Here is an 11,693-nt window from a genome sequence, read left to right as displayed (position 1 = left end):
GACGATCAGGGCGATGATCAGCCCCGGGCTGACGGGAAGGTCCATTGGGTATTACTCCTTGTCGTGGGTGGCGCCGGAGACCGGCGCTGGAGAGGCCAGCGTCACGATGGCGGTAGTGCCATCGAAGGCCTGGAAGATGACTCGGGTGCCGGCAGGCAGTTCGGTCTTGCCGCTGCTCTCATCCGCACCGGCGACGCGCAGGCGGTAGAAGTCACCGTTGATCGTGATGCCGGTGGCGCCGTCGAAGTCGCGCTGGAGGGTGGTGTAGGTACGGCCCTTCTCCACCCCGGTGCCGGTGGTGCCATAGGCCACGCCCCGGGGCGAGAAGCGGGGGCGAATCACCATCACGGCCAGCGGCACCAGCACGCCCGAGAAGAGCCCCATGCCCAGCAGCTGCCAGGGGAGTGGCAGCCCCAGGGCGGCGAGGCCGGCGGTCAGGGCGGCGGCGACCGCGAGGGCGAGCAGCACCAGGCCGCCGGTGGTGAGCTCGGCCAGGCCCAGCAGCAGGGCGATGATCAGCCAGATGACGGCGAGGTTCCAGTCCATGGGGATTCCATAGTGCGCTGCAGCGTGAGCGCACGTCTCGGGTACGGTGAACCTCGAGGGTATCCGGTTATCGGGTAGTGGGCCATGCCTGTCGGGGTCGAGGGGATTCGTGCCGGCCGTCCTGATCCCGAGCTTTACCCCCGTCGACGCCTATCCGCACGGGGGTGACCGGATGCCCAGGAACCCAGGCCACCGATGGGGTTCCATTCGGTGTATCGCTGCCCTTGACCCTTGTGCTGCCCACAGGTCCGAGACTGAAGGGCGCACAACCCTATCGTTCCCCCGCATCACGACCATCCCGCAAGGAGCCTCGAGATGACCCATCGACAGAAGCGTACGCCGAAGCACCAGGACGAGGTCCGCGCCATCGCCGCCACTACCCCCCGGACCAGGCTTGGCTGGTGGACAGCGGCGCTGGGTGGCGCTGCCCTGGCCGGGGCCGTTCTGCTGGCTCAGCCGGCCAGTGCCGCCAGCCATGGCGATGATCACGCCCATGGCGACCCGAGTATGGATCACGGCGATCACGGCGAGGCCCACCACGACGACGAGCACGCCGACAACCCGGCGGTGCAGGCCTACCGGGAGGCCAACGATCGCATGCACGAGGGCATGATGGTGGGCTTCACTGGCGATGCCGACGTGGACTTCGCCCGCGGCATGATCCCCCATCACCAGGGGGCCATCGACATGGCCAACATCGTGTTCGAGCACGGCGAGGATGAGGAGATCCGCCAGCTGGCAGAGGAGGTCATCGCGGCCCAGGAGGAGGAGATCGCCTTCCTGCGCGACACCCTCTTCGGCAGCGGTGAGCTGGTGCTCGCTGTCGGCTCTCGCCCCCCTCTCTCTTGATATGGAGGCTCCGATGACCCTGCTGACCTGGACCGGCATCCTGCTATGCCTCAGCCAGTCGGCGATCTTCTCGGGGCTCAACCTGGCCTTCTTCTCGATCAACAAGCTGGAGCTGGAGATAGAGGCGCGCCGCGGCGACAGTCGCGCTCGGAGGGTCAAGGCGCTGCGCGACGATGCCAACTTCCTGCTGGTCACCATCCTGTGGGGCAACGTGGCGGTGAACGTGCTGCTGGCCCTGCTCTCCGGGTCGGTGATGGGGGCCGTGGCGGCCTTCCTCTTCTCAACCGTGGTGATCACCCTGTGCGCGGAGATCCTGCCCCAGGCCTTCTTCTCCCGCCATGCGCTGCGCATGGCGGCCTTGCTGACCCCGCTGCTGCGTGCCTACCAGCTGCTTCTCTGGCCGGTGGCCAGGCCCACCGCCTGGGTGCTGGATCTTTGGCTCGGTGCGGAGGGGATTCCCTATTATCGGGAGCGGGACCTTCATCAGCTGATCCGCCTGCATATGGAGTCCACCGAGACTGAGATCGACCGGCTGGAGGGGCGGGGCGCCATGAACTTCCTGGCCCTGGACGATGTTCCCCTAGGCCGCGAGGGCGAGCCGCTCGACCCCTCCAGCATCATCACGCTGCCCTTCGACGGCGCGCGGCCCCGATTCCCCGAGATCCGCCGCGATCCCGGCGACCCCTTCCTGAGGGCGCTGCAGTCCGCCGGGCAGAGCCGTGCGGTGCTGGTCGACGAGGCCGGCACGCCGCGGCTGGTGATCGACGTTGATGCCTTCCTGCGCGACACCCTCTTCGGCAGCGGTGAGCACTTTCCCCTGGCCCACTGCCACCGACCCATCCTGGTGCGTGATCCCGCCACCCCGCTGGGTCAGGTGATCGGCCGTTTTCGGGTCCGGCCGCTGCATCGCGAGGACGATGTGCTTGACGAGGACGTGATCCTGCTGTGGGGAGAGCAGAGGCGGATCGTGACTGGCTCGGACGTGCTGGGCCGGCTCCTGCGCGGAATCGCCCGCCAGGAGGGGGGAGGGCCGGTGAGAGAAGGCGTTTCCGGACCGGTGATGGGCTATTATGCTGTGCGGCCACGTGAGGATGACGCCAGAGGAGGCGAGCGACGGTGAGCGGGTTGATCTATGCGTTGGACATGGCGGGGGTGATCGTCTTCGCCCTCTCGGGGGTGATACTGGCTTGCCGTTCGCGCATGGACCCCTTCGGCATGCTGGTGCTGGCGGCGGTGACCGGCATCGGCGGCGGCACCCTGCGTGATCTGGTGCTGGGCGTGCGGCCGGTGTTCTGGGTCACCGACCCCACCTACCTGTGGGTGATCCTGGCCACCGTGGGGCTGTCGATCCTCGGCTTCCATTACATCCATCGCCTCTCGCGGGGCTTCCTGCCGGTAGCCGATGCCTTCGGACTGGCGCTGTTCACCGTGATCGGCACCCACAAGGCGCTGCTGCTCGGGGCGCCCGGCGTGGTGGCGGTGCTGATGGGGCTGCTCACCGGGGTAGCCGGCGGCATGGTGCGCGACGTGCTGGCCCGTCGGGTGCCCATGGTGCTGCGTCAGGAGATCTACGCCACGGCGGCCATCGCCGGCGGGATCACCTACGTGGTGCTGGATGGCCTGGCCGTGCCGGACACCCTGACCGTCGCCCTGGCGCTGCTGGTGACCCTGGGCCTGCGCCTGGCCGCCATCCACTGGCAGCTGGCCCTGCCCACCTTTGCCTGGGTCACGATCGTCCCGGCGGTGCGGCCACCGGGCGAGGCAGCCGGCGAGGGGGCGCCTCCGCCCCGGCCCGCCCGGCCCAAGGTGCGGGTGCGGATGATCCGGTCGGAGCAGTCGAAGCGCCGGACCAGGAAGCCATGAAAGGGGCGCGGCACCTCCACTGGAGCTGGCTCTGCCTGCTGGTGCTGCTGGCAGGCTGTGCCGGCTCGCCCGGGGATCTCGACGCGGAGCGCCATGCGCGGGCAGGGCTGGCCATCCAGGCGGTCTACGAGCAGGCGCTGCCGACACTGCCCGCCGCCAAGCAGCGTCACTATGCCCAGCGTCTCTACCGGTTGACCGGCGACGATCGCTACCTGCCCCCGAACCGGGCCTATGGTGAGCGCCTGCTGGACTGGCTGGAGCGTGACCTCGCCGCCCTGGAGGAGCCTGGCCATGCGGCACAGCGCAGTCGCGAACTCGTCGAGGCCTATTCGCAGCGCACCGCCAAGCAGCGCGCCAGGCGGGAGATGTTCGCCGAGTGGGAGGAGATGATCTTTGCCCGGCAGCTGCTCTTCCGCCTGATCCAAGCGGAGTACCACGGGCTGCTGCCGGCGCTGGAGGAGCGCGAGCGTGGCCTCGCCTACCTGGCAAGCGTCGACTGGCTCGCCTTCTTCACCGATCCCGACGTCCTGCGCATCTATGCCGCCCAGGTGGCTAACCAGGCCCACTTCCTCCACCAGTTGGGTGTGATCGACCTGCGGGAGGAGGTCGTCGCGGCCTTCCGCGCGCGCTATCCGCCGGGCATCGCCGCGTCGCTCGCCAGGGACGAGACCCATAACTGGCTCTATGGCCTGACGCACTTCGTGATCGCGGCGAGCCGCTACTATCAGCAGCCGGTGAGTGCCGAGGAGTTCACCTGGGTGCTGGCCACCTTCGAGGACGAGGAGGAGCGGATCCTGGGCCTGGCCACCGAGGATATCCTGGCCGAGGTGGCCTTGAGCTTCCTGCTGGCCGGGCGTGAGGACCACCCGCTGGTGTTGCGGATTCGCGATGCACTGGTCGCCGCCGTGGATCCCGAGGCCGGCATCATCCCCTCTCCCCAGGGCAGCCTTGACCTGGCGGGCGGGGAGCATCGCAACGTGCTGGCCATCATGGTGCTGCGCTGGCCGGATACTCTCCACCCCGGGCCCAACCTGAGCGACAGGCTGCTATGACGGGATGGCTATCCGGCCAGGCGTTGGCATGGCACCGGCCAATTGGGGGGACAACGCATCCTGGATGCATCGGTAGAAGGGGCGCAAGGCATCTTGCATCTCCGCCTCGGCCACCTGGTTGTCGATGTAATAGGCGCTGCGTTCGCCGTGGAGTTCGATGGGCATACCGATCAGTTTGAAGTGAAAGCCGGACCTCGCGAGTAGCCGTGGCAACTTGGGCTGCATCATCGCGAAGATGTGTCGGCGTCCCGCCAGCTCTACCAGGGCATGGGTGGCCAGGAAGAGGGCGCCGGTGATCAGCGGAAAAAGCCGACGCTCCTCGTCCGAGAAGTGCTCGTGGGGAGTGTCGGCAGAGAGGGTCTCGTAGCGGACGGGGTGGTGGCGAAACTCCCTTGCCGTTGCGAGCCGCGATACCTCGCAGATCTCATGGAAGGGCAGCCGGCTGGGGTGCAGGTGAGTATGAGTCAGGCTGCGGCCTCCATACTCCTGCAGTGGCAGGCGCAGCGATGCCTCGGGGACGGTGGGATCCGGAAACACCAGCCGGAAACATCCCGCGGCCAGCCCGGTGCGTCGGTGCCGGAGCAGACAGTGAACGGCGTGGCGATCATGGGGATCCACCTCGATCTCGCCGGCGCCCCCATCCGGCGGGGTGTACCCGATCTCCTGGCAATAGACCTGGTGACGAAGGTGGTAGACCTCCAGGCGCTGCTTCTGGTTGGCCGCCAGCTGAAAGTCGAAGTCTTCGAGCAGCCGGGCATAGCGCTGTCTCGCCGAGGAGGCCCCGGTGTCGGTGTGTGGTCTCGTGTTCATGCCCCGTCTCCTTGGTGGCGTGCGAGTATGTTGTCGAGCGGTTCCGGGCGCCCCAGATGAAAGCCTTGCCCGTAGTGGACGCCGTAGGAGAGCAGCATCTCGATCAACGGCTCCTTGTCGACGAACTCGGCGATGGCCTGCTTGCCGAACCCGGCGGCGATATCGGCGATCGCCTTGACGATCACGCGGCTGTCGGCGCTGATCGTCAGGTTGCGGATGAAGCTGCCATCGATCTTGATGTAGTCCACCGGCAGCTGGCCCAGGTAGTGGAAGCTGCTGAAGCCGACCCCGAAGTCGTCCAGCGCCGTGCGACAGCCGAGATCGCGAATGGCCTGGAGAACACCGCGGGCGGTGGAGAAATCCGTCACCGCCGCGGTCTCCGTCACCTCGAGAATCAGGTACTCGGGGTCGGCGCCGCTGGCGGCGAGCTCCTCGGCCAGGTAGGGCTCGAGCCCCTCGTCATGCAGCGATTGTCCCGAGAGGTTTACCGCCAGGCTCAACCCCTGGTCCTGCAGACGGGCCAGGGCCCTGAGGCTGTGGCGCAGGACCCAGCGGTCCAGGGCGATGATCTGTCCGCTGCGCTCGGCCACCGGAATGAAGCAGCCGGGTGAGACCAGGCTGCCATCCTCGTCACGCATGCGCAGCAGCACCTCGTAGTGGCGTACGTCCCGATTCTCCAGGCGCACGATGGGCTGCACCATCAGCTCGAAGGCATCCTCTTCCAGGGCCCGGTGGACGCGCTCTTCCCAGTAGACCCGCTGCTGGAGCTCCTCGCGCGCACCCTGCGCCGTGGCAAGCAGGTGCCAGCGCTGGGTGCCGGAGGCCTTGGCCTTGTACATGGCCATGTCGGCGCTGGCCAGCAGGTCGATGGAGTTGCTGCCATGCTCCGGGAAGAGGACGATACCGGTGCTGGCCGAGACGCGATGGCGCCGTTCCTCGGCATCGAACCGGGTGCCCTCGAGGATCTGGTGGATCTGCTGAGCCACCCTGATCGCCAGGTCGGCATCGCCGTCCTTGAGCAGCAGGGCGAACTCGTCTCCCCCGAGCCTGGCGATGAGCCCCCGGTGGCCGAGCTCCTCGGCGAGCAGGTCGGCCACCTTGCGCAGCAGCTGATCGCCGGCCTGATGGCCGCAGAGCTCGTTGACATCCTTGAACTGATCGAGATCCATCAGCAGGATCGCGCCTCGTCGTCCTTCCTGCAGCGTCGTGGTGAGGGCTTCCTGAAAGTAGCGGCGGTTGTAGAGCCCGGTCAGCAGGTCGCGCTCGGCCAGCCAGGTCAGGCGGGCCTCGGCCGCCTTGCGCTCGGTGATGTCCAGCCCCACCGATATCCTCCCCTGTGCCGCCCCATTGCCGCCTGGCAGCGGGGCGTGGTACCAGGCGATGGTATGCTGTCGGCCATCGGCGGTGACCAGCGGGCGCTCCTCCAGGTGGGACAGGCCGGGGGGGAGCTCATCCGCTGACCCACCCGGCGCGAAGACATCCTCGAACAGGCGATTCAGCAGCGCCCATTCCTCCGTGTCCATGACTGTCAGGGCATAGTCGTTGACCAGCCCGATGCGCCCGCAGGTATCCTGGGTGACGATGAAGACCCGGGCGGTATCCAGCAGGCTGCCGATGAAGTCTCGCTCCCTGGCCAGCTCCTCGACCCGCTCGGCCAGCTGCTGGCCCCGGGCCGAGACCTCCTGCTCCAGGGTCTCCAGCTGGCTGGCGAGGGCCAGGGTGGAGCCTTCCAGGATGTCGATCTCGTCGGCCAGGCAACGCCTGGGGCGGGGGATGGCGTCTCGCGCCTCGGCGAAGCCGCCCCGGGCCAGTGCCGGCAGCACGCCGGCGATTCGGCGCAGGCGCGCCATGGGACTGAGCAGGATGGCGAGCAGCAGCAGCTCCGCCACCAGCCAGCCGCCGAGGCCCACGGCGACCAGCACGCGGGTGTCGTGACCGATGGCCTTGATCTGGGGGGTGATGTCCGAGGCGAGCAGGAAGTAGCCGGTGCTGCGCCGGTCGCCGTCCTCGTCCATCCGGACCGCGCTGAGTTCGACGTCGCGGCCATCGTGATGAAGCCGCAACGGCCGCTGGAGCAGCTCGTCGACGGAGGCCTGGCCGGCGGCGCTCCTCAGCAGCGGCAGGTACGCCTGCTGGCGGGTCAGTGCCACCAGGTGCCCTCCCCAGCTCGTGAGGGTCCGCTCCGCGGGCAGTTCGACCCCGTCCAGGTTGCCGACCACCAGCAATGCCACGTCGCTCTCGGACACCTGCTGGGCCTGCCGGGTGACGTCGGCCAGGGAGCGCGACAGGATGATGGCGCCGACGCTTTGCCCCTCGACCAGCACCGGAACCGCCGCGTACTGCCGGCAGTCGCTGGAGCAGCGCAGGGCGGTAACCGGCATCTCGTCGCGCAGGACGCGGCTTGCCCACTCCTCGACGGGCCGCTGGTTCAGCACCTGGCCCTCGCCCCAGGTGGCGTGCTGGACCCTGTCGCTGTCGAAGGCGAGGATCTCGTCGATGCCGGCCTCGAGCTGCAGGGAGGGCCACTGGGTCTCCAGCGCGCTGACCAGCACGTCCGGCTGGCCGGCCTGGAGCGCCTCGCCGAGCCCCTGCACCGAGGCCACCATGGCGGCCAGCTGACGCAGTCCCTCCTCGGAGCGCTCCAGGGCCAGTCGGATCTCCCGCGCCTGACGCTCGTTGTGCTCGGCACGGGTCGACTCGAACTGACGGGTCAGGTTGGTATGGCCGAGCCAGGAGAACAGCACCACCAGGCCCAGCAGCAGCAGGCTGCTGAGGGCGATGACCCGCCAGGTCAGGCTGAGGCGGGAGATCCCGCGGGAAGGCGAGGAGTTCATGCCGGGCAGGATATCCGTCAGAAGCGAAGCGAGAGCTGGAACAGCAGCATGTGCCAGCGGCGACTTGTCTCGGAGGGATCGGGGTTGTCCTGGATCGGCAGCCAGCCGGTGCCGTCAATGTGGTGATATTCCGCGGCGAGCATCAGCCTCGATATCGGGGTCCACTGTAGGCCCAGGGTGACATCGTCCGCATACTGGCTGTGAGCCGGGCCGGCACCGCTGGCTTCAAAGGCGGATCCCGAGCGGTCATCGCGGTTGTTGACCAGGCTGTCGTAGCGGACTAGCCATTGCCAGTTGTCATGGAAGCGGCGGGTGTACTGCAGGTACCAGCTTTCCCCGGTCACGTCCTGATTGAGGAAGGGGTTGGTGAAGCCGTCCAGGACCGAGGTACGCAGGGCGTACTCGGCGGTCAGGCTCCAGAGTTCCTCGTTGTACTGAAGGGAGAGGATCCAGGGCCGGAAGCTGAAGTCGCCGCCCCTCTCTAGGGGCGTATCGGACTCGAAGCGCGCCCGGGCATGGGCGGCACTCAGGGCCACCACCACTCGCCCCCCGTCATGCTCGTAGCGGACCTGGCCGATGCCCGAGAGCCGGGGCTCCAGGGAGCCTGGTGTATTCTCCAGCCGCATCGTGCGTCTCAGGTCGTCGCCGGCCTGCGCCATGCCAACCCCGAGCTGGGTTCTCAGGGTGCCGCTCTTCAGGTGTTCCTCATGGTAGAGCGACAGGCCATCGGCAGCGAGGCCGAGTGAGCGGGTACGGTCGAAGTAGATCGACTGTGGCAACAGGATGCTGGGCCGGGTGAAGGCCACGTCCCGCGTCTGGTTGTAGAAGCCGAAGGGGTTCTTGAAACGCCCCAGCTGCATGCCCAGGGTACGTTGCGGGCTGGAGACCATCTGATAGTCGACGACCCCATGGTCGAGTACCGGACGAGCCTCGCGGCCGTCGCCGCCGGCGCGACGGCTGAGCACCTGGGCGGCGATCAGCACGTCCTGGTGGGGGCGGATCGAGGCGTTGGCGCCGATTTCGGTGTACTTCAGGCTGCCACCGTCGCTGCTGCTGGGGCCAAAGAAGTCATTGCGATCGGTGATCACCAGCGCCTGACTGAGGAAGCCATGCAGCTGCAGGGTGTCCAGCATGCCGGCATCCGCCGCGGCCTGCGAACTGCTGCCCAGCAGCAGGACGCCCAGCATCAGACCAGCCCCGCGATCACTCCATCGTAACGACTTGGACACTGTCATCCAGATACTCCCTTTCCAGATAGCCCAGGGCACCCGGGGTGCTGGCGATACGTCCGCGCATCTCGACCTGGGAATAGACTCGTGTGGGGGCCTGGCCCGTGCCGGAGAATACCATACGGTCCCAGGCCAGCTGCAGCTGGTGCGGATAGACGGCCAGGCGCTCCTTGGCGAAGCGGCCATGCACGGTGCTGTCGTTGCTCAGTACGAAGACACGAACCGCCTGGCCGTCGGGCCAGGTACGCTGGCGCATGGCGAAGATGGCACGGGTGGTATCGCGGGTCAGGTGGGTGGTGTGGACATCGGGATGTGCCACCAGTAACGGGCTTTCCGCGGCAACAGCCAGGGATGGCCAGGCGAGACCCAGCAGGACCAGCAGCAGGCTGTGTCTCAGCCACGCCACCGGGAAACCTCAGCGCAACTGCATGGGCAGCTTGATGTCGCGGCAGGCGGCGACTGGATGGCGATCAGCATCGGCGTATCGGTTCCCCATGAATGACTCGCTCAAGCCGCGGGCCCCGTCTTGTGCGGGGCTCCGGGCGAGGGTCTCCCTAATACTTACTACTGGCGTGGCCGTTTGGTCATCGTCATGGCAGCCGTATGATGTGGCTAGGCGGCTGTGCTGAAGCGGCCGTCATGTTCATACGCTACATCATTGGAAGGCAATGTAAAGCAGAAGGAGCTCAACGCGTCGACAGGCCCGGGGCGTAGCCCGCTATGTTTTTTAGCATGGTAACGACTCTTCCCTGGGCCTTTGTTCATCCCCTTTTTCATGCCCTGACGAGCGACCCCGTGGGGACCTGGGTCAGGGGGTGGAGAGCGCCTCTCGGAAGGCCTCCGACGTGGTCTCCTCCAAGGCCGGCTGGGCCTCCTCGGCGCTGCCCTCGAACCAGCGGCGGGGCTGCCAGAAGCGCAGGGTGCGCTCCCCGTCCTGGAGCCCGATCCCCACGGCCAGCCGCCCCAGTCGGGCATGCAGCCGGCCCTCCAGTCGCTCGTCATGGAAGCGAAGGTCGGCCAGCAAGGCCAGCGGGCCACCCGTCAGCCGGGCCTCGTCCAGGCGGATGCCCTCGGCATCCAGGCTCAGTCGCGCCTCGCCGCGGATGTCCCGCACCGTCAGCCGCCGCCCCAGCCAGTCGCGTTCCCGGGCGCCGGCCAGGAACAGTCGGGCCAGCAGGCCGCTGTCGCGCATGGCCAGCCCCAGGCGGGCGTTAACCTCCAACGGCTCCGCCCAGGTGAGCTCCCCCTCCTCCAGCGCCAGGCGGGCCCACCAGCCGACCTCCCCCTGGCCGTCGGGGTCTCGGCGGGTAACGTTGTCCAGGCGCAGCAGAGAGCCCGAGGCGTCGAAGCGCCGGGCCTGCAGGTCGCCCTCGCGCAGCCGCGCCTCCAGGCGCAGATCCCCGGTGAGCCGCTGCTCGGCCAGCCGCAGCTCGGTGCCAAAGCCCTGCAGCACCAGGTCGCCTCGGGCGCTGAGTCCCTCAAGGTCAAGCGTTGCCTCCAGGCTGGCGCGTCCGCCCCGCAGTGCGACCCCGGCCGCCTCCGGCAGGTAGGCGTTGTAGAGCGCCAGGTCCGGCACCTCGACTATAGGCAGCGCCACCCGGGTGGTGACCTCGGCGATGTCCAGGGCGGCGGGATCGAGGGAGAAGCGCGGCGCGGTGGTCTCCAGGGTCAGGTGGCGCCCGGCCAGCCAGGTGCGCTCCTGCTCCGCCTCGCGGCGCAGGGCGAAGCGCGGCAGCGAGAGGCGCAGCCGGACGGCGGGGGCCACGCCCTCCAGGCGGGCCTCGAGCTCCCCGCGCCCCTGTGCCCGATAGTCGAGAAAGCCCACCGAGAGGTCATCGGCGTCCACCCGCAGGTGGCTCCCCGACAGCAGCCGCTCGCCCCGCAGGCGCAGGTCGGCGGCCAGCCTGCCCCGGCCGCGCAGGGCCAGCCCGTGCTCCCGGGGCAGGAAGGCGTCCAGGAAGCCCAGGCGGTCGACCATGCCTTCCAGCACCAGCCGCCCCTGCCGTGCGGCGGGCTCATCCAGGCCGGTGAAGCGTGCCTGTCGGGCCACCAGCACAGTGCCCAGGCGCCGGTCGGGCTCGGCGTTGCCGGCCGTGGCCGAGAGGGCCAGGCGACTGCCGGAGAGGTCCAGCAGGCGCCCGTCCAGGGAGGCCTCGCGGAGTGCCAGGTCCAGGGTCATCTCCCCCGTTACGGCCTCGTCGAGCAGGCGGCCACTGATGCGGTCTCCGCTGAGCCGCAGCCCGCCGCTGACGCGCTCATCCTCGAGGGCCAGGTGGCCCTGGCTCTCGGCCTGGCCGCCGCTGAGCGCGATGGGGGCGCCCGGGGGCAGGTAGGGGGCCAGTACCGCCACGTCGGCGAGGCGGGCGCCCTCCCAGGCCAGTGAGGCGCGCCGGGGCAGTGGGGTCGCGCCCCGATTGTCCCGATCGGGCGGATGTCCCTCGGCGTCCAGGGTCAGGTGGGCGTCGTCCAGCAGGCGTGCGCCATCGGCGTGGCGGATCATCCCGGCCTCC

9 protein-coding genes and 1 pseudogene are annotated in these 11,693 nt (G+C 68.6%); 4 read left to right on the top strand and 6 right to left on the bottom strand.

Annotated features, from left to right (window positions below; translation table 11 throughout):
- Positions 1-51 precede the first annotated feature (51 nt).
- On the bottom strand, positions 52-546 hold the full coding sequence (locus J5F18_RS18615; RefSeq protein WP_346300011.1) for a nodulation efficiency, NfeD-like protein: 495 nt from the start codon (positions 544-546) through the stop codon (positions 52-54).
- Between the two features lie 315 nt (positions 547-861).
- On the opposite strand from J5F18_RS18615, the gene J5F18_RS18610 reads away from it, so the two are divergent.
- The 4 genes from J5F18_RS18610 to J5F18_RS18595 are packed head-to-tail and all read left to right on the top strand — an operon-like array spanning position 862 to position 4,310.
- Entirely contained in the window at positions 862-1,395 is a 534-nt protein-coding gene (locus J5F18_RS18610) for a DUF305 domain-containing protein (RefSeq protein WP_346300010.1), read from the top strand.
- A 13-nt stretch (positions 1,396-1,408) separates the two neighbouring features.
- Positions 1,409-2,515 carry a DUF21 domain-containing protein gene (locus J5F18_RS18605; protein ID WP_346300009.1) on the top strand — a complete coding sequence of 369 codons (1,107 nt, stop codon included), beginning with the start codon at positions 1,409-1,411 and terminating at the stop codon, positions 2,513-2,515.
- Entirely contained in the window at positions 2,512-3,258 is a 747-nt protein-coding gene (locus tag J5F18_RS18600; protein ID WP_346300008.1) for a trimeric intracellular cation channel family protein, read from the top strand. Before J5F18_RS18605 ends, J5F18_RS18600 begins: the two co-directional genes overlap by 4 nt.
- On the top strand, positions 3,255-4,310 hold the full coding sequence (locus tag J5F18_RS18595; protein WP_346300007.1) for a DUF3541 domain-containing protein: 1,056 nt from the start codon (positions 3,255-3,257) through the stop codon (positions 4,308-4,310). The genes J5F18_RS18600 and J5F18_RS18595 overlap by 4 nt, the downstream gene beginning before the upstream one ends.
- Here the strand turns inward: J5F18_RS18595 and J5F18_RS18590 are convergent.
- From J5F18_RS18590 to J5F18_RS18570, 5 genes and pseudogenes are all read right to left on the bottom strand, one after another.
- Positions 4,305-5,120, bottom strand: a complete 816-nt coding sequence (locus tag J5F18_RS18590; protein WP_346300006.1) for a PEP-CTERM/exosortase system-associated acyltransferase — start codon at positions 5,118-5,120, stop codon at positions 4,305-4,307. The genes J5F18_RS18595 and J5F18_RS18590 overlap by 6 nt on opposite strands.
- On the bottom strand, positions 5,117-7,954 hold the full coding sequence (locus J5F18_RS18585; protein WP_346300005.1) for an EAL domain-containing protein: 2,838 nt from the start codon (positions 7,952-7,954) through the stop codon (positions 5,117-5,119). Before J5F18_RS18585 ends, J5F18_RS18590 begins: the two co-directional genes overlap by 4 nt.
- 17 nt (positions 7,955-7,971) lie before the next feature.
- Positions 7,972-9,141 carry a hypothetical protein gene (locus tag J5F18_RS18580; RefSeq protein ID WP_346300004.1) on the bottom strand — a complete coding sequence of 390 codons (1,170 nt, stop codon included), beginning with the start codon at positions 9,139-9,141 and terminating at the stop codon, positions 7,972-7,974.
- 16 nt (positions 9,142-9,157) lie between these two features.
- Positions 9,158-9,502, bottom strand: a complete 345-nt coding sequence (locus tag J5F18_RS18575; protein WP_346300003.1) for a hypothetical protein — start codon at positions 9,500-9,502, stop codon at positions 9,158-9,160.
- Between the two features lie 489 nt (positions 9,503-9,991).
- Positions 9,992-11,693 (bottom strand): annotated as a pseudogene (locus tag J5F18_RS18570) (hypothetical protein); the annotation flags it as partial.

It is taken from the genome of Halomonas sp. BM-2019, from assembly GCF_017584085.1.
Note: the sequence above shows the minus strand (reverse complement) of the source record. Positions and strands in the feature narration are given on the sequence as shown.

Bases quoted from the DNA above. Each gene is read 5' to 3' on its own strand.
- J5F18_RS18615 (WP_346300011.1), bottom strand. From the start codon at position 546: ATGGACTGGAACCTCGCCGTCATCTGGCTGATCATCGCCCTGCTGCTG.
- J5F18_RS18610 (WP_346300010.1), top strand. From the start codon at position 862: ATGACCCATCGACAGAAGCGTACGCCGAAGCACCAGGACGAGGTCCGC.
- J5F18_RS18605 (WP_346300009.1), top strand. From the start codon at position 1,409: ATGACCCTGCTGACCTGGACCGGCATCCTGCTATGCCTCAGCCAGTCG.
- J5F18_RS18595 (WP_346300007.1), top strand. From the start codon at position 3,255: ATGAAAGGGGCGCGGCACCTCCACTGGAGCTGGCTCTGCCTGCTGGTG.
- J5F18_RS18590 (WP_346300006.1), bottom strand. From the start codon at position 5,120: ATGAACACGAGACCACACACCGACACCGGGGCCTCCTCGGCGAGACAG.
- J5F18_RS18585 (WP_346300005.1), bottom strand. From the start codon at position 7,954: ATGAACTCCTCGCCTTCCCGCGGGATCTCCCGCCTCAGCCTGACCTGG.
- J5F18_RS18580 (WP_346300004.1), bottom strand. From the start codon at position 9,141: ATGCTGGGCGTCCTGCTGCTGGGCAGCAGTTCGCAGGCCGCGGCGGAT.